Source organism: Prodigiosinella confusarubida, from assembly GCF_002847015.1.
Taxonomy (GTDB): domain Bacteria; phylum Pseudomonadota; class Gammaproteobacteria; order Enterobacterales; family Enterobacteriaceae; genus Prodigiosinella; species Prodigiosinella aquatilis.
This window is the reverse complement of record NZ_CP025085.1, coordinates 4,629,748-4,650,650: the sequence shown is the minus strand read 5'-3', so window position 1 is coordinate 4,650,650 and position 20,903 is coordinate 4,629,748. Positions and strand designations below refer to the sequence as shown.

The window sequence follows — 20,903 nt, the reverse complement described above, 5'->3', positions numbered from 1 at the left end:
TCGGAAGCCTAGCGGCGTCCCTTCCAGTACCCCGAGGTCTGGTGCAAAGCCTTTCCCAAGGTACAAAGCAATGAACGGAAGTTATCTTTGCCGTAAATGGTCTGGCGTGGTATCGAACTGATTAATCGGTAGCGTTCACTTCCACCGAGAATGCCTTCGGCGAGGATTTTGCAAATAATCTGGCTGGGAGTGACACCAAACCCACAATATCCCTGGACAAAGAACGCATTGTCTTTATCGCGCAGGGTGCCGATCTGCGGGAACAGGTTTCGAGTGCTGGCCATCGGCCCGCCCCAGGCCAAATCGATTTTCACCTGGTCGAGATAAGGGAAAATATTCAGCATCCGTTTACGGTTCCACTCCTTTAGATCTTTCGGAATGTAATCAAGAAGCGGCGTGGCGGCGCCGAATAACAAACGGTTCTCTTTGGTCACCCGGTAATAGTCAATTACCGGCCGGATATCGCTGTAAGCGCCGCGAATCGGGCTAATCCGGTTAATCAATTCATCTGATAGTGGTTCAGTCATTAACTGAAACGCATAAGTGTTTATGGTGGTGGGGTGTAATTCAGACTCCAGTTTATTAAGGAAACTGTCGCAGGCCCATACCAGTTTTTTCGCTGTAACGGTGCCTTTGGCGGTGCGCACACGGATTTTTTTGCCGTAAGTGACCTCAACGACCGGACTGTGCTCAAAAATCTTTACGCCATAGATTTCGCTTAATGCTTTGGCTTCACCCAGCAGCAAATTCAGAGAATGGACGTGACCTCCGCCCATATGCAGAAGTCCGGCATGATAGGTGTCGGAGCCGATAATATCTTTTAGTCCATCGCCTTCGACGTAACGGATTTCATCGCCACTACCGAGAGATTTAAATAATTTTTCCCATTCGCGCAGGGTCTTTGCCTGGCGTTGGTTAAAACCGAGGTAGGCGTAACCGCTGTGGAAGTCGGCATCAATCTGGTAGCGCTCAATACGCTCGCGCATAATTTTCGGGCCCAGTTCGCTGAGCTCGATAATGGTTTTCACCCCTTCTTCGCCAACATCTTTTTTAATCGCATCGAGATCATGGCCGATACCAGCCATCACTTGTCCACCATTGCGTCCGCTACCGCCAAAACCGAGGTAGCGCGCTTCCAGCACCACTGTGTCGGTGACCCCTTGTTCTGCCAGCTCTAACGCGGTATGGATACCTGAAAATCCGCCGCCAATAATCACTACGTCGACATCAAAATCCTGTTCTATTTGCGGGAAGTTGAGATGGTACTTTTTTGTGGCGGTGTAATAGGTCGCGGTTTCATCTATATGCATGGCAGCATTCCAGGTTGAGATAAATTGTCGCTGCCATTAGTAACCCAGCGTCTGGTGGATGTATTGGATATTTGCGACATCGCTTCTTGGTACGGAAATTGTTAATAATTTGTGATGGGATGCATGGAAAGGGTATGTCATTTAAATAAAATGGCATACGGTTTGCTTTGGCTAAACCATGTGCGTCACGTTTGTGAACATCGGGAAGCCATTATGTTATCTTTATTTCATCGCGTATCTGATTATGATGTCCGCCCTGAGCAGCCCTATTTTGTGGTCAGTGCCAGCCAGCGCTACTATGCGCGAGATATTAGCAATATAAGCAATACGGGCCTGTCACACTTCTACAGCTTTCAGGTGGCGGAAACTGCCGCCTTGACGCTGGCTGTCCCGGATGGTTGTACCGATATTCTGTTTGATTGCCACAATACTCATCCTCTGGCGCGAGTTTGCGGCACTACACTTAAAGCAAAGTCGGTGGAGCTTAAACGTGGACACCACTATTTTGGTGTGCGTTTTATGCCAGGCGTGATGCCGGATTTTCTTGATCTGACAGCAAAAGATCTGCCTGACCGGGAATTTAACTTTCTTGATGTGGCACCGGATGCACGGGGAACCTTCGAAAAAATTATTGGAAGCACTCATTTTGAGCAACAGATCACGCTCTTTCGTGATCGATTCGCGCCAAACCGTATGCGCAGGCCATCCCTGGTAACCCAGTTTATTATTCAGTCCATTCAGCAGAAAAAAGGCAATATTCGTCTTGATGAGCTAGAGAGAACAACTGGTTACACTAGCCGTAGTATTCAGCGTTTGTTTCGACAAGATACCGGGATGACCCCTAAATATTTCTGCCGCATCATGCGTTTCCAGTCAGCAATTAATGCCATTAATTGCGCCAGAGAAGGTTCATTTTCCACGTTGGCACTGGATTTGGGTTATAGCGATCAGTCCCATTTTTTGCGCGAGTTCAAACAATTAATAAATGCCACCCCCGGCGATTATCAGCGCCATATCACCCGGGACGGCTACACTCATCGTATTCATTTCTGTTAGTACGCGAAGATGATGGTCCGGCAGCTATCTACTCACTCTGTTTGTGGTTCCTCTGCGGATGCAACTTACCCAACGTGGGGCAGTGAGACGACCTCGACAGGATGTCCACGTTTCTATCGGAATTGATCCGGCGAGGCCAAAGGAGCCTCCATATGCATATGGCAGCGAGTGTCTGTGCCTATAAGGATCACTTCCCGGTGGTTTCCGGCCCGCTACGCAATTTCATCAAGTGCGAACGGGTAACAAAGTGGGCTAAATTGGTTTACCCCGTTTAAGCCTATCTTAAGGTAATGTCGCGATAATCGGTTCAACGTAAACTGAACGGATATGCACTGCATTATGTTTGAAACACTAAATCGCGCCTGGTTTTTATCCATTAATGCTCAACCCGGTACCCCTGAAGGGATCATCACCTTTGCACGATTTTGCGCCGACGGTACGATTTTTTTCATTCCAGTGCTGCTACTTTGGCTATGGTTCTTTACTGGGGAAACAGGGCGTCGGCAGGCTTTGTTTTGTGCATTGACTATCGAGATTGCCTTAGGTCTTGGTGCTCTGAGCGGACTATTTTATTTCCATCCTCGCCCTTTTATGATCTCACTCGGCTATACCTGGATTCATCACACACCAGATAATTCCTTCCCCAGTGATCATGCAACCTTGCTTATCAGTGCAGGTTTATCATTGTTCATGTCTCGCGCAAAGATTACCGGCAGTATTGTTATGACTCTGGCGCTGTTCGCTGCCTGGGCTCGGGTATTTCTAGGTGTACATTTCCCAATGGATATGGTTGGCGCTGCCGTTGTTTCGGTACTGGCGTATGGGATTGCATTTACATTATGGAAATGGTGGGGAGACGCGTTGACAACATTATGCGCGGCCATCAGCGCAAAACTTTTCTTTTGGCTCCCAAAAAGATTTACGCCGCAATGATACTTTTCTCGCGGGGAGAATCTGATGAGTGAGACACTGAATCATATTCTGCATGCCCTGCTGGCTAATGATGTTACAGCATTAAGCCATCCAGGAATGATGTGGGGTATCAGTATCGTACTGTTTATCGCCATACTTCTGGAAAATGGTTTTTTACCGTTGTCATTTTTACCCGGCGATACTCTTTTAATACTTGCTGGTGCACTGATATCCAGAGGTGTACTTCCTTTCTTTCCGACATTCCCGTTACTTGTTATCGCCTCGGCAATGGGTTACTGGTTGAGTTATCTGCAAGGAAAATGGTTGCACAGTATGCCGCGGGTACAGCGGTGGTTAGCACATAGTCCATCCCGATATCATCAGCGAGCGCATATGTTGTTCAGTCGATATGGATTGCTTGCATTGCTGTTTGGCCGATTTCTGGGATTTGTCAGAACGCTGCTCCCTTTGCTTGCCGGAATGTCCACATTAAGCCATTCTCGTTTCCAGCTATATAATTGGCTAGGTGCACTGGTATGGGTTTATATCATGACCAAGCTTGGGGGCATGATTACCGCTATCCCGAAACTACCCCATCACAGTAATTTGGTTATGGAAATACTCATCATCTTACCGGGTGTTTTTCTGGTTGCCGGCGTGGTTACCGCTACTCTTTTGGTCTGGCGCAAACGGAGGCAAATCAATAAATAGTCGGAAGAGAACGCAATAGCAGCGGATCCTTTTCGCGATGAGCATCTGGTTGAGCATTAGCGGTTTCGCTCAATAAAGAAGGATAGACAACGTATGCGATTACTTCTGGTAGAAGATGATCCTATGGTGGGCAAAGGGTTACAACAGGGTCTGAAAAAGAGTGGCTACACAGTAGACTGGGTTCAAGACGGCAGAGCAGCCGTTCTCGCATTGGAAACAACCCCTTATGCACTCTTGCTGCTTGACCTTGGACTGCCAAAGCAGGATGGAATGTCAGTGCTCAAAACGCTACGGCTCCATAACGAAGTGCTTCCTGCGATCATCATTACCGCCCGAGATGCGCTGAGTGACAGGGTCAATGGGCTCAATAACGGCGCTGACGATTACATCGTGAAGCCGTTCGCTCTGGAAGAGCTGCTAGCACGTATTAATGCGGTATGTCGTCGCCAGTCAGGCAGGGCAAAGACCGAACTGGTTGTAGGCGCGATAAGACTTGATCCCGTGCGTCATCTGATATGGTTTCATGATCAGCAAGTCAGTTTATCCGTCAGAGAATTTGCGATCTTACATGAACTGATGCGTGAACCTTATGCGGTCTTGTCTCGCGAGCAGTTGGAAGATCGCCTGTATGGGTGGGGGGAGGAGTTAAGCAGCAATGTGATCGAAGTGCATATTTCCAATCTGCGTAAAAGGCTCAGCCCTGAGGTGATCCGCACCATACGTGGAGTGGGTTATCGCATTGGTGAAGGAAAATGAAAGTCTGGATTCGTCGGCTCCATCTGTGGTTCATGAAATCCCTTCGCCGTCGGTTGCTGTTATGGTTACTCCCGGCAACATTTTTTGCCGGTGTGTTGGCGAGTATTGGTACGTACTGGGGAGCCTCCAGTGAGCTGAATGATCTGCTGAATGATCAAATGCGCTACATTGCAGAACACACCAGCATCTCCGGAGATGCACAAGTTGCTTTCCTTAGCAAAGTAAAACATAAGAAAAAAGTTGATGAAGACAAAGTCCTGCTACAGGTATGGAGTCAGGACAAAATGGTGTTTTCAACGGCCCCTTCACTGACACCTCCGGCCCCAAAGGGCGAAGGGTTGCAGAATATCGTTTTTCTGGGACAAACATGGCATACCTTTGTTGAGCGTCGAGGCAACCAGGTCATTCGCGTAGCCCAGGCACAGAACGCACGATGGGAAGCCTTGGCAGGTTTATCAATCCATCTGTTCTGGCCGGTTCTTTCATTGCTTCCATTATTAGCACTGTTTTTGTGGTTTGGTATTAGCTATGGGTTAAAACCCCTGGGGAAAATTGGAGAGGAACTGGGCAGACGCGATGTCAACAGTCTGACGCCGATTGTTCCCGAGTCATTGCCGGAAGAGGTTGAGCCACTGGTATACAGGATTAATGACCTGTTACAACGGCTGGACCAGGCCTTTACTATGCAGAAAAATTTTATCGCCGATGCTGCCCATGAATTGCGGACACCGGCAATGGCAATAGGTATTCAGAATCAACTGGCGCAGCAAGCTGGTAACGAACAGGAACGCCAGCTGGCTTTGGCGGAACTTCAGAATGGTGTTGAGCGATTTTCCCACCTTGTACAACAGTTATTGGCCCTGGCAAGGCTTGAACCCGATGCTCTGGCATCGCAGTGTTCCGTTGATTTGCTATCACTGTGCCGGACTGTAATTATTGAAAACTTACTGAGTTCCGAAATCAAGGCAATAGATCTGGGGCTAATTACCGATGAGAAAATTACCGTAACGGGGGATCCTGAGGCTTTGCATATTTTGCTCAGTAATCTGGTCAGCAATGCGCTCCGTTACACGCCTCAGCATGGTCAAGTCGACCTTGCTGTTTATCAGGATGAGGGAGGGGTTGTGCTGTCAGTCTGCGATACTGGTCCGGGTATTCCGAAAAACGAACGAGCACTGGTGCTTGAGCGATTTTATCGTGCTCATAATCAGAACATCGCGGGAAGTGGGCTGGGATTATCCATAGTAAAGCGTATTGCTGAATGTCACCGGGCAAGCGTATCACTTGGCTCAGGAGCGGGAGAGCAAGGACTCTGTGTGCAAATACGTTTCCCCTTTCAGTGATTGGCTCTCTACCTGACCAAGATATAAATCAAATGCTGATAACTTTTGAGCTTTAAGAAAACGTTAAGAAATTCGCGGTAGGCTCGGTGTATGACAAAAAACCGTGGAAAGGAGAATGTATGTTGGCAACTACTTTTAACCTGATGCGTTCTAAAGCACACTTTGTTCACCAGTTCATTAAACATCCTCGCAGCATGGGCAGTTTGACCCCGTCCTCTATCACTCTGTGTAATACCATGGCTGAGGGAGCCAACTGGTCTTCTGCTATGGCTATTGCTGAATTAGGCGCCGGAGATGGCGTCTTGACTCGCATTTTGCTGTCTCGTATGCAGCCACAGGCCAGACTGGATGCGTTTGAAATTAGTCCATCTCTGTTGATAAAGTTGCGGGCGATTGATGATCCCCGGTTGAAAGTCCGTCCTTGTTCCGCTGAATATCTTGCTGGGAAATATGACGTAATTTTTTCCGGCCTGCCATTGCTGTCTCTCCCGGTGAGCGTTCGTGATGCTGTTCTCTCCGCTGTGCGGGAGTCACTTACTCCTGATGGCGTTTTTATTCAGTTTCAATACACGTCGCTGACCCAACAGGATCTGTCCCGTTACTTTATCTGGGAACGCACGCGTGTTTTAAAAAATATACCTCCCGCCTGGGTTTATCGTTGCATGCTTAACTATCGGAGTTAACTAGAAGATGAGGCATGTCGCTCATACCAAGGTGACATCCACTGTATTTGTTACGAGCCCATCGACCCAGACGAAGCTCTCGTCTGATCAACGCTCGCGTGGGCTCGGGATAAAACTTTCCTCCGCTCAGCATTAATACAAATAGTAGACCCCATCACATTGTTTAACTAACTACCCATACATTGTGGTTATAGCCATCAAGTTTTTCTCCTGCACGCCGTTAATTTACTTACAGAGCTTTCATCGTCTGAGACGGTCAGTTTGGCTATCCTTTAAGCGGTTTTCATCCCGATTATTTAATCAAGGATCTTTAGCCAAAATAAAACCAAGTATTTGATTTTTAATGTTATTAATAATCATTTTAGTGTAATTGATGTGCCTTTTAAACCGCAATACTTGGGAGTGAAATTCATGCAATTTAAAAATGCAACAGTACGTACCCAGCTTACTCTGGGGTTTGGGATTTTAGTTGCGATTGTCCTGGCTGTCGCCGTCCTCTCCGTGAATTCCCTGGGCAAAGCTAACGACAGATTCAAGACTCATGTCCAGCAAGTCTCTGCGCGTGAATCTTTGGTCAATTTGATCCTCAGTGGCGTCAAAGACAGTTCACTGAATATCTATGGGCTGGTGCTGGTCAGTGAGGCCGCTGATATCGAAGCGGGTAAAAAACAGGTTGCAGCCGCTGAAGAGAGAACAACCGCAGCGATAGCCCAGCTACAAGCAGCAATTGCACAACACTCTGATGTGACAGACAAAGATCGCAATTTTGTGGCCGCGATATTCAAAGCTGAAGAGGCTTATCAGCCCATTGCTCAACACATTGTAGAACTGGCGCTTGATGAGAAAAAGGCCGAAGCTATTGACCGTATGAACCGTGAACTACGGCCTCAATTAATCACCTTACTGAATACTGCCGATCAATATCTGAAGTACAGTAAACAACAAGCCAAAGAGAGCCTGGATACCGCTCAACGTGCTTATCAGCAAACCCGCTTGATTTTTATTATTATCAGCCTGGTTGCTTTGAGTCTGGCGGTTATTTTGGGGTGGATTATTATCCGTGCTCTGATTCGCGCTCTGGGAGAAGAGCCGGCAGTTTTAGGTCAAGTGGTCCAGCGTATTGCCAGTGGCGATCTCAGTCAGGTTACAGGGGCAAAAACCGCGCCACAGGGAAGCGTGCTGGCAGCGATTGGGGAGATGCAGGAGAAACTGTATCAGTTAGTCAGCCAGGTCGCTGTTTCTGCGGAAAGTATCGTTACCGCTTCAACCGAAATTACCATGGGTAATGAGGATTTGAGCCGTCGCACTGAAGCACAGGCCTCCTCACTAGAACAGACCTCTGCCAGCATGGAGCAACTGACCGCCACCGTTAAACACAATGCCGACAATGCACACCAGGGTAATCTAATGGCAAATGATGCTTCACAAGTGGCACAGCGCGGTGGCACCGTTGTTGAGCGCGTCGTTAGCACTATGCATGAAATTGCCAGCAGTTCAGGCAAAGTCACTCAAATCATTAATGTGATTGAAAGCATCGCCTTCCAAACTAACATTTTAGCGCTTAACGCTGCCGTTGAAGCCGCACGTGCCGGTGAGCAAGGCCGGGGTTTTGCCGTGGTCGCTGGCGAAGTGCGCACCCTGGCACAACGCAGTGCTACCGCCGCGAAAGAAATTAAAGATCTGATTGGCGAGTCTGTCGACCGGGTTAATATCGGTTCTAAGTTGGTTGATGAGGCTGGCAGTACCATGCAAGAAGTGGTTAACGCGGTTAAAGGTGTTAATAGCCTGATGGCTGAAATTACCCTGGCTTCAAGCGAACAGCACACCGGAATTGATCAAGTTAACAAAGCGGTAGTACAGATGGACGAGGCAACGCAGCAAAATGCCGCTCTGGTTGAACAGAGTGCCGCCGCCGCCGAAAGCTTAAAACAACAGGCCCACATATTATTGCAGGGGATCTCTGAGTTTGATATCTCCCGTGCGGGAAATCTCAACGGCACGACAATTGCGATTCGCTAAGGTATTTTAATGAAAATTTTCTGCGCTTTTGCCGTGGCGGCAGCAATGTTGAGTTCATCAGTATTTGCCAGCAGCAATGCTAATATCACCATCGGTTTAATTACTAAAACAGATACCAACCCATTCTTTTTGAAAATGAAAGAAGGTGCCATGCTTGGCGCGACGGTTCACGGTGTGAAACTGCTAACCGCTGCGGGTAAAGAAGATCAAGATTACGCTTCGCAGATCATTGCGATTCAATCCATGGTGGCTGCTGGAGCCACCACCCTGCTTATCACCCCAAGTGATGCCAAGGCCGTTGTACCAGCCCTTGAGCAGGCGCGAGCTCAAGGCGTACAGATCATTGCGCTCGATTCACCGACGGATCCCATCAGTGCTGTTGATGCACTATTTGCTACAGACAACTATAAAGCTGGCGAATTGATTGGCCAATATGCTCAGGCGGCGATGCCCTTAACCTTTCCTGGTCAACCATTAAAGATAGCCATGCTGGATTTATCGGCGGGGCATTTAGTGGGGGCAAGGCGACACAACGGCTTTATGAAAGGTTTAGGATTACAAGCAGCGGGAGCCGACTCCAGTGAATTGTCTGGCGCACCCGAGATCTTGTGCTCCGGTTATACACAGGGAGCGGAAAAACAAGGACATGATGTTATGGCCGACTGCCTGAAAGCGCATCCTGATATTAATCTTGTCTATACCATCAATGAACCAGCCGCAGCCGGTGCTTATCAAGCACTACAGGAGGCTGGTAAAGAAAAAAGTGCCATGATTTTATCTGTTGATGGCGGATGTGCTGGCGTAAACAACGTACGTGAAGGAAAGATTGCCGCCACGGCGCAGCAATATCCCTTAACTATGGCCGCGATGGGGGTTGATGCAGCCGTTGCCTATGCCAAACACGGCAAGAAAGCTTCTGGATATGTTGACACCGGCGTAACGCTTATTGCTGACAAACCGATGCCTGGTCTGCCAAGCAAAGATACCCAGGCTGGGCTTAATGCCTGTTTTGGTGCCAAATAATTGCGCTGGGCATCGGCCAGGGTGACTTCGGGGGAAGGGCCAAACGTAAGTTTTGCTCGCCTTTGGGTGAAATGCCGAAAATAGCGGTATTGCCAGACTCTTTTGCCGTTGGTTTTGATCAGCAGTTGCAGGCCATCGCCATTATGTAGCGTGTAATCTGTTCCCTGAGGCTTGGCGTTTTTTATCTCTGTATCGGTGAGCGGTTTTGTTCACCGGGCCATAGGTACCTCCATGATTTAGGTACCTAAAGGCACCGGAAGTCACAAGACATTAGATGATGTCGAAGGGCATGAAAAAGCCCGCAAGGCTTGTGCCGTGCGGGCTTTTCGTACTTCATCGAACTTATCTGGTAATACCCGATGTCTAAATTGCTGGGGTCTCTGTGATTTCTGTTTTATATTAATGATTTTAAAGATTATTATTATTTTGTTTTTAATTAAGGGTTCAATAAAGGGTCCAAATAGATAACCTGACCAAAGATAAATCGTTTTTTAGATCTAAAATCATCGATAACGCTAATGCTGAGGAGTTGAACTCACAACTCACAACAAGCATCAAAATCTATTATGGTCAGAGATAACCTATTTAAGATTCGATGGTGATACACCTACCCAAGACTTTTCGTTTCCTCAAGCAAGATGAATAATAGGTGATAGTACAGAATTTAAACTGCGTGAAATTAACTTATTGATAATTATGATAATATCAAGCATCTTCAAGGAAGACGAAAAAATAGCACTTTTTGCAAAAATGCTTCAAAGCCCACGGCAACTGGCTCTCGCTACTCCCATCTTTAATCTGCTTAAAAATACCCCACCTCTTGATCAATTCGTGCTTTTTGATGGTTGATCGTCATAAGCGATCTGCAGATACTACATTCATCGAAACAACAACGGAGAAATATATGACAGCAAGAAGACTTATTCGCCTACCGGAAGTGATGAATAAAACGGGATATAGCAAAGCATGGATTTATCGACTTATCAGCAGGGGCGATTTCCCAGAGCCGATTAAGATTGGAATAAGAGCCAGCGCTTTTGTTGAAAGTGAAATCGATGAATGGATTGAAAATATTATTCAGTTATCACGTAAACATGCAGCGTAATGCAAAATACACTATTAATACGATGAGGAGGTTTTATGTAAAACGTTAAATAATTTATTTTAATAATCACCCCCCTACACTGAAAAGCATAATGCATTTTTATGCAGGGAATCTTATTATCAAAAAAGGATAAAAAAAATGAATGGCAATATATCAATATTAGTAAGCATGGTATGTGAAAAAACTCCTAAAACACTTAGGGTTATCCAAGACAGCTTCAATGTTTTTGTTACGTTGAGTGGTTATTCCATTGAGGAAATCATGAAGGATAAAAACTTGTTAGACACTTTAAATAGGCATGTGAATAATGATTTAGTTGACGAAATGGATTTAGAATATGGATCTGTAATCATAAATCTAGTTTATAAAAAGTAGTTTTTTTATTTACCCCCTATTCGGGGGTTAAAATTAAATGAATTTCAAGTAATCATATAAAAGTGAGGGTTAATTATGACTAAAAATAATAAAGTTGAAAATAAATCTACAAAACTGTTCTTCGATCTCGCAAAAAGATCGTTTGAAGCAAGCTGGAAATATATGCAAAAGTATTATGCAGGAAATATGTCTGAGTTTGTTGATGATCCTGATTTTATGAGTCCCTTTATTCTGAATGTGATTGATTATATCAGTAATAACTTTGAGAAGTTTACAACCCAAGAAGGGGATTGTGGTGATATTTCCGAAGTGGACATTGAACATGTCGCGGTAATGTTGGTGTGGTATTCGAATAGTTTTAGAAAGTAAGTTTTAACGTTGCCCCGCAAGGGGCTAATAATCAACCTGACAAAAGGATTCAATATGAAAGAGATTGTATTAAATGAGAAAAATGAAACAGCAATACATCTTATTGCAAATGTATTGCATGGATATTGCGACATGATTTATAACATCTCGGTTAATGAGCCTGAAACAGCGATGACTATTTTATTAGGGAAGAAACATTCAGAGATACTTTATGATGTTCTGATTGCGCATGAAGTTGAAGTGTGTGAAAAAAATAATGAATATAAAGACATATCTGACATTAACATTGATGATTTAAAAGAAGAAATTTTGTATTGGCACCAAGAGAATATCATCGCTCTTGTGTTAAAAAACATAAAACAGGATCCAAATGATGATCCTATTTATTGGAAACTTAAAATGACAGTAAATCGGCATTAAGTAGTGAATGTATTCCCTCGTTGAGAGGGAAATAATCTAGATAAGATAACTGAGAGGTTAAAAATGATTGATGAATTCCATGTTATGTTTATGTATAGAAAAATCCAATCTGATACTTTATTATATTAAAGAGCTTAGGAAGCGATAATATTGTCACACTACGTCTGTTATTTTGAAATAATGCTAAATATTTTTGACTTTCTCTTGACGAATAATATATATCGGTTAAATAGAATAAAGATACAAAAAAGTCAGACTATGATATCTGACTTTCTAAGGACTAAAAAAGTTTTGCCGACTTTTGAAGCCTTGTAATCGAGTTAAGCAAGAACTGATTACAAATATAAATAAAGTATTACCCAATCAACTTATATTTGTCAAATCTAAATCGCAACTTTTTACAAACTTCAAATACCATTTCTAAAAGCTTCGCAGTCCTCAAAAGCAATCAAATTAATAGCCTTTGTATCAGGTCTGCATATGTGGAGTCATTGAGCGCGAGTCGCTTACAAGAGTTGTCCGTATGTTTGTTGATTGTAGGTATAGAAGGGGGAGCGACGAAATACCAACTCGAAGCGAAGCTCTAAACAGATAAATGAAATTGTAATGGAATGGCTATGAGAAAGCCCTACCTTTGCTTAACAGCATAAATAGGGGATAGCAATACATTTTATCTGCATGGGCGAATCTGGGAGTGTCGTAGGGTGTCCTGTGTTGGAAACGATCCAGAACTCTAAGCCAGATCAACTTGGGTGAAGTCATATATTTTCATCTTGGTTCTCGCCAATCCTGATCGATTTTTGACTTTTTCGTCAGAAATTTCAGGAGGTGAAACCTTGGGTGAAGTCCCCTTTCGGGGGCACGCGCAAGGTAAACTCATTTATAATAAGTTATGCCATGAGATAATAAAATAAATAGGTGCCATTTTAAAGGCACCAATAAATTAAAAGTAAAACTAGGAAAAAATATATTTGGTCGTAATTCGTTAATCCAACAATCCCTTAGAAACCTTACTCGCCGTCTGGCTGAAATTATATCGGTCAACAACATTTCCCTTGAACCAGATCTCTAAGGATTTCATGTGAGCGGTGTTGCTGTTCTTCAGCAGGGCCAGACCGGGAATGTAGTTTGAGATCTGAGTCTCGCCTGACATGCTGGAATAGGACCACATTTCCTGACCATCAGTGGTGGCTCGCGTTTGTGGTTCCCCGAATGCATTAATAACATCTTGCTGGGTTGTTTTCCCTTTAACGATTTTGTTTTTTACGGTTTGTTGGGATTCATCTTTAAGGGATTTGTTGCCATAGGTAGTGCAAGCGGTAAGAGGCAGGATCACCAACGCAGCGATAAACAGTTTTTTCATGTTAACTCCATATAAACAGTAAACGTAAAAATAGGTGCAAAGAATCCGGGGCCAGCGTTGTGCCGCATCTGGCTATTAAAGTTTGTGTTAATCAATAGTGAAGAAAGCCGCTTATTAAAAGCCTGTGAGTTTTTTTATCTAATCAGCTAGCGGCATCCTTCACTGTTGTTTTCCCTGATGTTGCATTAATAAAACCTACGCCAAGGCCATAGAACAGTGCTGGCTGTTGGTTATAGGGTTTGATGTTCTATCCCCATGAACCAGCGTGTAAACGGTCCTGAGGTCCTTCCGCTCACTTTATCCAGTAACGATTCATCTAGCAAGAAAATGATCGGTATTACAGATCGATAAATTAATATTGATAGTTTATAACGATGAATAACGTTTTTTCGATCGGTGTGTTAATTGATATAATCGATCGATATATATTTAATGATAGGTAATAACTATCGTTAATTTGATTTTGATCGTTACAAACGATATGACGGTACACAAAAATAATTGAATCCTATCAATTGGTTAATCAGGTGGTTTTGCTGCGTTATGCCAGTAAGAACAAGCTTTAACGAATACAGGCACGCAGCAGACTACCTCTACATAACAGCATTGTTGATTATCAGGATGGATAGGAAGATGAAGAAGATTTTGCTCGTTGCTTCTGCAGCTCTTTTGTTGGCGGGATGTGGTGAGAAAGGCGAGTTTGAAAAGGCTATCAACGAGAAAATTTCAAAATCAAAGGTGTGCTACTCACTGCAGAATAATGACTTTGCGTTCAACAAAGGTTTTCCAGTAAAGGTTAATCATGGCTACCGTTCTGCTGGATACAATGCCAGCGATGAAATCCTGAACGGGCTTGCTGAACAGGGGCTGCTCAATGTTTCGCAGCAACCTAACGGATTTGGTAGCGTTGATGTATTAGAGATAACAGACAAAGGACAAGAGGTTGAGTTTTGGAACCGTGAGGAAGGTGCCTGTGTTGGTCATCGTGTTGTTGCTGAGATCACCAGTTGGACTGAACCGAGTGAGGGTAATGGCGCTAAAATTACGCAAGTGACCTATACGTGGAAACTTGATGGCGTTCCGGGCTGGGTTGATAAAAATGCGTTCTCTGGCGTCAAGGGGATGGCTGAATCAGAAGAAGCCAAAATTGTTCTGGTGAAAACCAATAACGGCTGGACAGCTCGGTAATTACAGGAAGAACGCTATGAACTCTATCTATGGGATGCTTTTCATCGGTCTGCTGATGAACATACCATCACTGGCACCGATGCTGTTTATACATAAGGTATCAAAGAAGGTTAAGGTATCGATGGCATTGAGGCTTTTTCTGCTGAACGCCTTCTTAGTCATATCTCTGGTGACGGTATCGCAGAACACCACACAAAAATACGGACTTTTCCCTATATGGCTGGTGTTTGTTGCTATTGGGCTGTTTGTGGTGATGTTGGTGCCAACCGTGAGATTTATGCGTAAGCATTTAACCGTCGGGAAAAGTCGGGCTGTTATCCTTTCATCATTCCTGATTGTCTATGCCATTAGGTTTCACGGCGTGTTTTCAGATGTGAATGGCAGTGGATACACGCTTCATGGATACAATGTGGTGTGGACGTTGTTCTTCTTGTGTGCCTGTCTGCTGGCTTATCTCGGTTGTGCTGGCAATAAGTCTTATGCTGGTCATTCTGCGCTATCATCAACGGCACAACCGGATTATTATCAGCCTACCAAAGAATATGAGACACAATCTCAAATCGATTATGATGTTGCTGTGAAGGGCGCAAGTGTTTTGCTTGATCCAAGTCTGAGCATTGTTGAACAGCAGCGTTATCGTGATGCATTAAAAAAAGATGATGAGGCAGGATCTGACTGGTAGGAATTAGTTTAATTGTAAAAGGTGAATACATATATGTGTTTGCCTTTTATTTTATCTACAATAATAAAAATCTAAACCACACCCATTATTAAAACAATAGTTGCTATTATCAATATGTAAAGGTATAATTCCGATTTGATTGATTTTTATTTTTTCTTAGATGAGGCGTTGAAATGAACGAGTCAGAAAGTAATCTGATCCATGAAATAAAAGAGAGAATATATCTTTTTTGGAATGAAAATAAAAGGCCATATCTAATTAGTTCATTAGGCAGTCATTTTAAATCAATAAAAGATATTATTGGAGATAAAAAAACATTAGAATGGATTAAAGAGCATTTGGATGTTTTAGATGCCTATATTTATCGTGATGAAAATAGAAAAGAATATGTAGGGCTAATTCCAAATGGGGAAGATTTTAAGAAAGATCAAGTCAATAAGGAAAAAAATAATCTTTCATCAAGGGATGCCACAATAAATTTCTTCATCGCTCTTGGTGGATTATCTAAAGAGGATAGAGAAAAAATAACAATTCCTGTTGATGTTTTGACTAAATTAATGGGGAAATAATGATTGGGATATATTTTGTCACTAAAGATCGGAACATAGTACAAATTTTAGATAATGATAAAAATATTTATCCCAAGGATTTTCTCTCGTCAAGATCAGAATCGGCAAACATTGGTATTTTAAATTATACAAAAAACGCATCGTTTGAATGTATAAAAGAGTTAGGAAATATTGATCTTAGCGTTAATGGGATAATATTGCTATGTGATAACGGCATTTATGAGAGCATAAATAGTAAGTATGGCCTATATTTTATAATCGTTAATATTGGTCATTATGCTAATAATGAAGGGATTACGCTCAAACAATATTTAGAGCAAAAGATAATGATTTCATTTAGGGTGTTTTTTTACATCAAATCGTTACTTCAGGATCATCTTCCATTATTAAGACTACCATTACGTAATTTCAAAAAAGAAGAGCTTCATAATGTTTATGTCAGTATAAAAAGATACTCTGACATAGCTGATTGGGACGAGATTCAAAATCAAATAAGAAACGTTAAAGATATAACAAAAAAACCATTACATAGAGGGAAACGTAAAAAGAAAGAAATTAACTACGTTGATGACAAAGACCATTGGTTTGCATTTGGAACGGAAGTGCATTCTCGTCAAGAGACTACAGAGTTAAAAAGACATAATTTTTTATGCGAGGTATCCTCTAAGTATAGATTCGGTCATTTACTTGATTATGAGAGACATTTTAATGTTAAGTATACAGATCGTGAAAATATTATGATAGAAGGGGTGTTTTCTAATTGCCACGATGAACAGCAATCTATCTCAGCAAGAACTCATATAAATATGTTTTCAAGTGATTATATGTCATAAAAACTAAGAGGAGCAATGATATTAACATTGCCCCTCTTAGAATAGGTTTATTTAAAAACCTACTTACTATTTAATAGCGGATTGTGTTATCGCAATGTGACTATAGTCCCCCTATGAAGCGCAAGATCTAATCCAACACTAACATCCAAGTACTTACCATCACATTTTGAGTAGTTATGTAGTCCCTACGGAAGCGCATGATAGAAGTCAAACACTTGAGTCCAGATTAACACCACTACTCGATAATACATATCAGCTATAAATAAAAACTAATATTTTTCTATCATACTACTTTTGATAATAAAAATCAAATCTTAATGATTACCCTCTACAACGATACCCCAGTGGCCCTAACCTTGGGGCGCTGTTTTTTCTAGGTATGGATGGGGTAAGATCCAGACTATTATCAACATCAGCCTTATAGTTCTTCGGACGACTTGGGAAACGCCCGCTCTCATCTTTGGTTGGCTTGTAGTCATCGCTGTTAAACCTTGCGCGGCTTTCATACTCAGCGCGTGGCACATAGATCCCCTGCACCTCATCAAAGACGTAATTTTCAGCAATACGTTTATCGTGTTCAACATCAGAAGGGAACATAGTGGGCTTCTTCTTGGCCCAGACGAATTTCTCCCTTATATATTCAACCACCAGTAGGGTGAAACGCTTGAACACATTACTCTGACGGGGCTTAACCTGCTTCCTCTTACTTTTAACAGGAGCGCGTTTAATCGCTCTGGCAGTTGAAGAGGATGAGGTTTTCAATTTAGTGCGTGTATGGGGAGCAGGGCCAGCCAGAACGGGTTTTTGGCCTTCCGATGATGACGACTGCGAACCTGTTTCAGAGAACTCTGTTCGAGGTTGTATTTCAGGCAATACGATTTCAACAGGTTCAGGAAGCTCGGATACGGTGAAACTTCTGAGGTCAACAACGATCTGAAGATCCAACTCTTTGAAAGTGTTGTATGTAGCCTGTGCTTCCTGTTTGATCTCATCACGTACAGCCTGTTCTGCCGCACGTTTTTCCTGAACCTGCTTGCTGTTCCACTTGGCACGATGAATACGTTGCATAGCCGGGCGGCTGGTTGCTGTTGCCTTGGCAAGCCATAGAGCTTTTTCTTCCGCATCCAAGGTAATAGCAGCGTTTTCCAAGGCTTCATTATGTTGAGCCTCAATAGAACGATGATCAATTAGTTCTGACACGCCTGACGCTTCAAGATAGCGATTGGCAAGAGCAGACCACGCTTCACGCCACAGGAGCACGTTTTTCTTGTCGTTCCAGCTTCTTTCTTTTTTGCCGAAGCCATCAGCTGTGATCGGTTTTAATGTCAACATCACATGTGCATGGGGATTATTACTATCAAGATCGTGGAAGGCGATATCGGCAATCATTCCCTTATCAACGAAATTCTTCTGGCAGTATTCAACAACCAGTTTTATCTTGTCTTCATTGTTCAGTTCACAGGGAATAGCCACGTCAAAATAGCGGGCTGTTTGTCCGTCTTTTTGACGCTCAACCCTTTCAACTTCATTCCACAATGCTGTCGAGTTTTCAACAATATGAGCAGGTGCGGAAACCTGCGCTAATATAAGATGATGGAATAAATCTGTTCTGTGGCTGAAATCGTAGGTATTGCCTGTGCGTTCATCTGTTATTCTGCAACGCGCATGATAGGCTGCCTTCCTACAGGAAGACATACCCTCAGAACGTTTCACAATTTTAAACTCCAGATGAAATATTGCCATTAACTTATACAACCTCAATATAAAATAAAACCAAAATATAAAACGCAACGATAACTTTGTTGCCGTTAGTTTTTCGTAAGAAAAACTTAGGGGTTGACGTTGACGTTGACGTTGTTTCCGAAGGAAACGGTGTTAGCCTGCGGCAGGCAACCCCCGGTAGGGCCCACACGCTCACGAAGTGAGTGTATAAGTGGGCATTGTTTTTTCTAACAATGTAAAAACAGCTTACTTTATTAATACGAAATATATTTACGATTGTAAAACCAGAACCAAACAAAACGCCAAATTAAGCGGCGTTATCTGGATAAAAGGGCGAAGTATTCCGTGATATTACCTAGATTAGGTTTAGATAGCATCTGAAGGACAAGGGAAGTGTTAATTTATCCCGCCGTAAGGCGGGAAGACACGACAATAAGAAAATAACAGGTGTAGAAGATAGTTTTCCCTGTTGCACAATTTACAGGTCAATAGGATATTTTCAACGAAACAAAAAAAGATAAAAATAAAAACACTAACGATACAACTTAAGTAACGTGGTGAGTATTAGGCAAAGTAGTTAGTGATTATTATTGTATAGTGTTACTAAATTTACCATCACAACATAATTATATCTATCTATATTAACTGATCAAACTGCTATGCTTATTTAATGGATATATATAAACTATTAATCAACGTTAACACTCATATATGAGTGATTACACTAACTCCTTAATAAAATTTCATTGCATTAAATAAAACAATCTTACTGTATTGATAATTTTCAAAAATGTGGTAAAGGATAATGAACAACAAATACAAGGAGGTTTAATGTATAAAAACAACGATGAGGCCATTGAGTGGGAAGCGAAGAGACTTCTTAATGATGGGATCTATACTGATACAGAACAAGCGTATTTAGAAGCAGAGAAAATAGTAGTTAATATAAGGGAACAAGCAAGACAGCGCCAGATTAAGCAGCAGTTCAAGTTTAAGATAAAATCAATCAAGAAAAAAATTGATAATGGTTATGACTATGCGAACGTTCCTTACTCTAACAAGAAAAAACATTGGGGAGATAAATGATGACAACAAAAGATATCAAACAACAAATTGCTTCGACTCAGGAGAGATTATACTTTTTAGAAGCCAAAAAGAAACAACAAACTAAAAAAGATATAACCCGTCAAAAAATTATTTTCGGCGCAGAGGTTGCCAAAGTCTTAGGATGTGATATTGGTTATGTAGATAAGGAATTGGTCTTTGGGATTTTACTTAACATACCCAATCTTCATGGGTGTGATGCTCAGGTTTATAGAGAACAGGGCCAATTCTATATCGAAAGTGTTTTAAATAATTCCAAAAAATAATTTTACTTTATTTATTTTACGTCCGAATGGTGAACCGGCCTAAAACTTGGTTTTAGGTCGGTGAGCTATTGAGCAAGCCCCTGAGGGCGCGGTAGTTGGAGCTTATCCTAGCTAATTTAATTGTTTTCCCAACGAATATTTAAGTATTCAAAAGATGGTCGTCTACCATCATTTCTTTTTCTCAGTAATTTTCCATTTAGGTTCCAATATTCAGTATCTTTCAGTGATTTATCCAAAAAAAGTTTTAAGCTTTTAGGTGATATCTTTAATAGATTTCTGTCAAAAAGTATATGAATGTCTGCTCTCAGTAAGAGGGCATTTTCAGAGTCATTGACTCCACTATCTGCATGGCTGAGTATGTGTGCTGCTTCTAATACTTCAAGAGTAGAACATCCAGTAATACAACATATGGCATCATAAACCTCAAGAAGCCTCTGCTTAAGCTGAGTCTGCCCTTTCCGTGGATGTCTACGCTGATTTTGATATTCATCGATATTATCATTAGGAGCTTCTTTGGTTTCAATAAATTGACTATTGATTGTTAAACCCAATAACTTGTGACCATTAAATACCGAACTAATTAATTTTAGGAGATTTATTGTGAGTGAATCCCATGAAGCATTAGACAAAAAATAAAATCCATTCTTTGGTGTATTTGTTCCTGAAGAAATTATTTTTTTTAAGTTCTTCACGTGGTTAATATATTCTTTTGGTAATTTTATAACTCCATTCATCTCTTTACTGACTACATTAAGGGTTGTTTTGTTTTGTGGGGGTTTAAGATGCCATTCATAGATCTCATTATTATAGATGATCATGGATAGATCTAACTCAAATATGTATTTCCCTTTGGGGTTGAAAAGTATTATATAAAATGGCATTACTCCACCGCGCCATTTTGTGAAACGAATAGAGCAACCGTTATCTAACTCTAATTTTTGATAACAACCTTTTTCATTTATATCATACAAAACAGAATTAACAAAGCTTTCATGCAGATACTGCATGGTTTCATAACCTATGTTCTTATAAATCGCGGTGGCTTTTTCCATTAACAATCCTTATTTAATTTTAATTATTAAATTGAAAGCTGT

22 protein-coding genes and 1 pseudogene are annotated in these 20,903 nt (G+C 42.2%); 18 read left to right on the top strand and 5 right to left on the bottom strand.

Annotated features, from left to right (window positions below; all coding sequences use genetic code 11):
* Positions 1–8: 8 nt before the first annotated feature.
* On the bottom strand, positions 9–1,310 hold the full coding sequence (locus tag CWC46_RS21215; RefSeq protein WP_021014537.1) for an NAD(P)/FAD-dependent oxidoreductase: 1,302 nt from the start codon (positions 1,308–1,310) through the stop codon (positions 9–11).
* 213 nt (positions 1,311–1,523) lie between these two features.
* On the opposite strand from CWC46_RS21215, the gene CWC46_RS21210 reads away from it, so the two are divergent.
* The 8 genes from CWC46_RS21210 (at position 1,524) to CWC46_RS21175 (ending at position 9,813) form a co-directional block, all read left to right on the top strand.
* Positions 1,524–2,366 (top strand): AraC family transcriptional regulator, encoded by an 843-nt coding sequence (locus CWC46_RS21210; RefSeq protein WP_021014538.1) that lies wholly within the window; start codon positions 1,524–1,526, stop codon positions 2,364–2,366.
* A 339-nt stretch (positions 2,367–2,705) separates the two neighbouring features.
* Positions 2,706–3,299, top strand: a complete 594-nt coding sequence (locus CWC46_RS21205) for an undecaprenyl-diphosphatase (protein ID WP_021014539.1) — start codon at positions 2,706–2,708, stop codon at positions 3,297–3,299.
* 24 nt (positions 3,300–3,323) lie between these two features.
* Positions 3,324–3,989: a DedA family protein gene (locus tag CWC46_RS21200; protein WP_021014540.1), complete on the top strand. Its 666-nt coding sequence runs from the start codon at positions 3,324–3,326 to the stop codon at positions 3,987–3,989.
* Positions 3,990–4,082: 93 nt separating this feature from the next.
* A complete protein-coding gene (locus CWC46_RS21195; RefSeq protein ID WP_021014541.1) occupies positions 4,083–4,745 on the top strand; it encodes a response regulator in 663 nt (220 codons plus the stop codon).
* Complete coding sequence (locus CWC46_RS21190; RefSeq protein WP_021014542.1) at positions 4,742–6,088, top strand: sensor histidine kinase; 1,347 nt, start codon at positions 4,742–4,744, stop codon at positions 6,086–6,088. Before CWC46_RS21195 ends, CWC46_RS21190 begins: the two co-directional genes overlap by 4 nt.
* Positions 6,089–6,207: 119 nt before the next feature.
* Positions 6,208–6,771, top strand: coding sequence for a class I SAM-dependent methyltransferase (locus CWC46_RS21185; protein WP_021014543.1), 564 nt, complete (start codon positions 6,208–6,210; stop codon positions 6,769–6,771).
* 411 nt (positions 6,772–7,182) lie between these two features.
* Entirely contained in the window at positions 7,183–8,790 is a 1,608-nt protein-coding gene (locus tag CWC46_RS21180; RefSeq protein ID WP_021014544.1) for a methyl-accepting chemotaxis protein, read from the top strand.
* Between the two features lie 9 nt (positions 8,791–8,799).
* Positions 8,800–9,813: a substrate-binding domain-containing protein gene (locus CWC46_RS21175; RefSeq protein WP_021014545.1), complete on the top strand. Its 1,014-nt coding sequence runs from the start codon at positions 8,800–8,802 to the stop codon at positions 9,811–9,813.
* Positions 9,814–9,824: 11 nt separating this feature from the next.
* Here the strand turns inward: CWC46_RS21175 and CWC46_RS23410 are convergent.
* A pseudogene (locus CWC46_RS23410) lies at positions 9,825–10,001 on the bottom strand (integrase arm-type DNA-binding domain-containing protein); the annotation flags it as partial.
* A gap of 716 nt (positions 10,002–10,717) precedes the next feature.
* Between CWC46_RS23410 and CWC46_RS21165 the strand changes: the two are divergent.
* From CWC46_RS21165 to CWC46_RS21150, 4 genes are all read left to right on the top strand, one after another.
* Positions 10,718–10,918 carry a helix-turn-helix transcriptional regulator gene (locus tag CWC46_RS21165; RefSeq protein WP_021014546.1) on the top strand — a complete coding sequence of 67 codons (201 nt, stop codon included), beginning with the start codon at positions 10,718–10,720 and terminating at the stop codon, positions 10,916–10,918.
* A 138-nt stretch (positions 10,919–11,056) separates the two neighbouring features.
* Complete coding sequence (locus CWC46_RS21160; protein WP_021014547.1) at positions 11,057–11,293, top strand: hypothetical protein; 237 nt, start codon at positions 11,057–11,059, stop codon at positions 11,291–11,293.
* Positions 11,294–11,368: 75 nt separating this feature from the next.
* Positions 11,369–11,662, top strand: coding sequence for a hypothetical protein (locus CWC46_RS21155; RefSeq protein ID WP_021014548.1), 294 nt, complete (start codon positions 11,369–11,371; stop codon positions 11,660–11,662).
* Positions 11,663–11,716: 54 nt separating this feature from the next.
* Positions 11,717–12,082: a hypothetical protein gene (locus tag CWC46_RS21150; protein ID WP_021014549.1), complete on the top strand. Its 366-nt coding sequence runs from the start codon at positions 11,717–11,719 to the stop codon at positions 12,080–12,082.
* 985 nt (positions 12,083–13,067) lie between these two features.
* On the opposite strand, the gene CWC46_RS21145 is transcribed toward CWC46_RS21150, so the two are convergent.
* Positions 13,068–13,445: a hypothetical protein gene (locus CWC46_RS21145; RefSeq protein ID WP_021014550.1), complete on the bottom strand. Its 378-nt coding sequence runs from the start codon at positions 13,443–13,445 to the stop codon at positions 13,068–13,070.
* Between the two features lie 633 nt (positions 13,446–14,078).
* Here CWC46_RS21145 and CWC46_RS21140 point away from each other — a divergent pair.
* The 4 genes from CWC46_RS21140 to CWC46_RS21125 all read left to right on the top strand — a co-directional run bounded on the left by CWC46_RS21140 (position 14,079) and on the right by CWC46_RS21125 (position 16,717).
* Positions 14,079–14,633 carry a lipoprotein gene (locus CWC46_RS21140; protein WP_021014551.1) on the top strand — a complete coding sequence of 185 codons (555 nt, stop codon included), beginning with the start codon at positions 14,079–14,081 and terminating at the stop codon, positions 14,631–14,633.
* A gap of 16 nt (positions 14,634–14,649) precedes the next feature.
* Positions 14,650–15,315 (top strand): hypothetical protein, encoded by a 666-nt coding sequence (locus CWC46_RS21135; protein WP_021014552.1) that lies wholly within the window; start codon positions 14,650–14,652, stop codon positions 15,313–15,315.
* A 173-nt stretch (positions 15,316–15,488) separates the two neighbouring features.
* Entirely contained in the window at positions 15,489–15,884 is a 396-nt protein-coding gene (locus CWC46_RS21130; RefSeq protein ID WP_021014553.1) for a hypothetical protein, read from the top strand.
* Positions 15,884–16,717, top strand: a complete 834-nt coding sequence (locus CWC46_RS21125) for a hypothetical protein (RefSeq protein WP_021014554.1) — start codon at positions 15,884–15,886, stop codon at positions 16,715–16,717. Before CWC46_RS21130 ends, CWC46_RS21125 begins: the two co-directional genes overlap by 1 nt.
* Before the next feature lie 321 nt (positions 16,718–17,038).
* Here the strand turns inward: CWC46_RS21125 and mobQ are convergent, their stop codons facing one another.
* Entirely contained in the window at positions 17,039–18,460 is a 1,422-nt protein-coding gene (mobQ, locus tag CWC46_RS21120) for a MobQ family relaxase (RefSeq protein WP_021014555.1), read from the bottom strand.
* An 810-nt stretch (positions 18,461–19,270) separates the two neighbouring features.
* Between mobQ and CWC46_RS21115 the strand changes: the two genes are divergently transcribed.
* Together CWC46_RS21115 and CWC46_RS21110 are read left to right on the top strand one after the other, a co-directional pair.
* On the top strand, positions 19,271–19,525 hold the full coding sequence (locus CWC46_RS21115) for a hypothetical protein (protein WP_021014556.1): 255 nt from the start codon (positions 19,271–19,273) through the stop codon (positions 19,523–19,525).
* Complete coding sequence (locus CWC46_RS21110) at positions 19,525–19,809, top strand: conjugal transfer protein TraD (protein ID WP_021014557.1); 285 nt, start codon at positions 19,525–19,527, stop codon at positions 19,807–19,809. Before CWC46_RS21115 ends, CWC46_RS21110 begins: the two co-directional genes overlap by 1 nt.
* 116 nt (positions 19,810–19,925) lie before the next feature.
* On the opposite strand, the gene CWC46_RS21105 is transcribed toward CWC46_RS21110, so the two are convergent.
* Positions 19,926–20,861 carry an HNH endonuclease gene (locus CWC46_RS21105; RefSeq protein WP_021014558.1) on the bottom strand — a complete coding sequence of 312 codons (936 nt, stop codon included), beginning with the start codon at positions 20,859–20,861 and terminating at the stop codon, positions 19,926–19,928.
* Positions 20,862–20,903: the final 42 nt, after the last annotated feature.

Excerpts from the sequence above, each read along its gene's own strand:
- CWC46_RS21215 (WP_021014537.1), bottom strand. The coding sequence starts at position 1,310 with ATGCATATAGATGAAACCGCGACCTATTACACCGCCACAAAAAAGTAC.
- CWC46_RS21210 (WP_021014538.1), top strand. The coding sequence starts at position 1,524 with ATGTTATCTTTATTTCATCGCGTATCTGATTATGATGTCCGCCCTGAG.
- CWC46_RS21205 (WP_021014539.1), top strand. The coding sequence starts at position 2,706 with ATGTTTGAAACACTAAATCGCGCCTGGTTTTTATCCATTAATGCTCAA.
- CWC46_RS21200 (WP_021014540.1), top strand. The coding sequence starts at position 3,324 with ATGAGTGAGACACTGAATCATATTCTGCATGCCCTGCTGGCTAATGAT.
- CWC46_RS21195 (WP_021014541.1), top strand. The coding sequence starts at position 4,083 with ATGCGATTACTTCTGGTAGAAGATGATCCTATGGTGGGCAAAGGGTTA.
- CWC46_RS21190 (WP_021014542.1), top strand. The coding sequence starts at position 4,742 with ATGAAAGTCTGGATTCGTCGGCTCCATCTGTGGTTCATGAAATCCCTT.
- CWC46_RS21185 (WP_021014543.1), top strand. The coding sequence starts at position 6,208 with ATGTTGGCAACTACTTTTAACCTGATGCGTTCTAAAGCACACTTTGTT.
- CWC46_RS21180 (WP_021014544.1), top strand. The coding sequence starts at position 7,183 with ATGCAATTTAAAAATGCAACAGTACGTACCCAGCTTACTCTGGGGTTT.
- CWC46_RS21175 (WP_021014545.1), top strand. The coding sequence starts at position 8,800 with ATGAAAATTTTCTGCGCTTTTGCCGTGGCGGCAGCAATGTTGAGTTCA.
- CWC46_RS21165 (WP_021014546.1), top strand. The coding sequence starts at position 10,718 with ATGACAGCAAGAAGACTTATTCGCCTACCGGAAGTGATGAATAAAACG.
- CWC46_RS21160 (WP_021014547.1), top strand. The coding sequence starts at position 11,057 with ATGAATGGCAATATATCAATATTAGTAAGCATGGTATGTGAAAAAACT.
- CWC46_RS21155 (WP_021014548.1), top strand. The coding sequence starts at position 11,369 with ATGACTAAAAATAATAAAGTTGAAAATAAATCTACAAAACTGTTCTTC.
- CWC46_RS21150 (WP_021014549.1), top strand. The coding sequence starts at position 11,717 with ATGAAAGAGATTGTATTAAATGAGAAAAATGAAACAGCAATACATCTT.
- CWC46_RS21145 (WP_021014550.1), bottom strand. The coding sequence starts at position 13,445 with ATGAAAAAACTGTTTATCGCTGCGTTGGTGATCCTGCCTCTTACCGCT.
- CWC46_RS21140 (WP_021014551.1), top strand. The coding sequence starts at position 14,079 with ATGAAGAAGATTTTGCTCGTTGCTTCTGCAGCTCTTTTGTTGGCGGGA.
- CWC46_RS21135 (WP_021014552.1), top strand. The coding sequence starts at position 14,650 with ATGAACTCTATCTATGGGATGCTTTTCATCGGTCTGCTGATGAACATA.
- CWC46_RS21130 (WP_021014553.1), top strand. The coding sequence starts at position 15,489 with ATGAACGAGTCAGAAAGTAATCTGATCCATGAAATAAAAGAGAGAATA.
- CWC46_RS21125 (WP_021014554.1), top strand. The coding sequence starts at position 15,884 with ATGATTGGGATATATTTTGTCACTAAAGATCGGAACATAGTACAAATT.
- mobQ (WP_021014555.1), bottom strand. The coding sequence starts at position 18,460 with ATGGCAATATTTCATCTGGAGTTTAAAATTGTGAAACGTTCTGAGGGT.
- CWC46_RS21115 (WP_021014556.1), top strand. The coding sequence starts at position 19,271 with ATGTATAAAAACAACGATGAGGCCATTGAGTGGGAAGCGAAGAGACTT.
- CWC46_RS21110 (WP_021014557.1), top strand. The coding sequence starts at position 19,525 with ATGACAACAAAAGATATCAAACAACAAATTGCTTCGACTCAGGAGAGA.
- CWC46_RS21105 (WP_021014558.1), bottom strand. The coding sequence starts at position 20,861 with ATGGAAAAAGCCACCGCGATTTATAAGAACATAGGTTATGAAACCATG.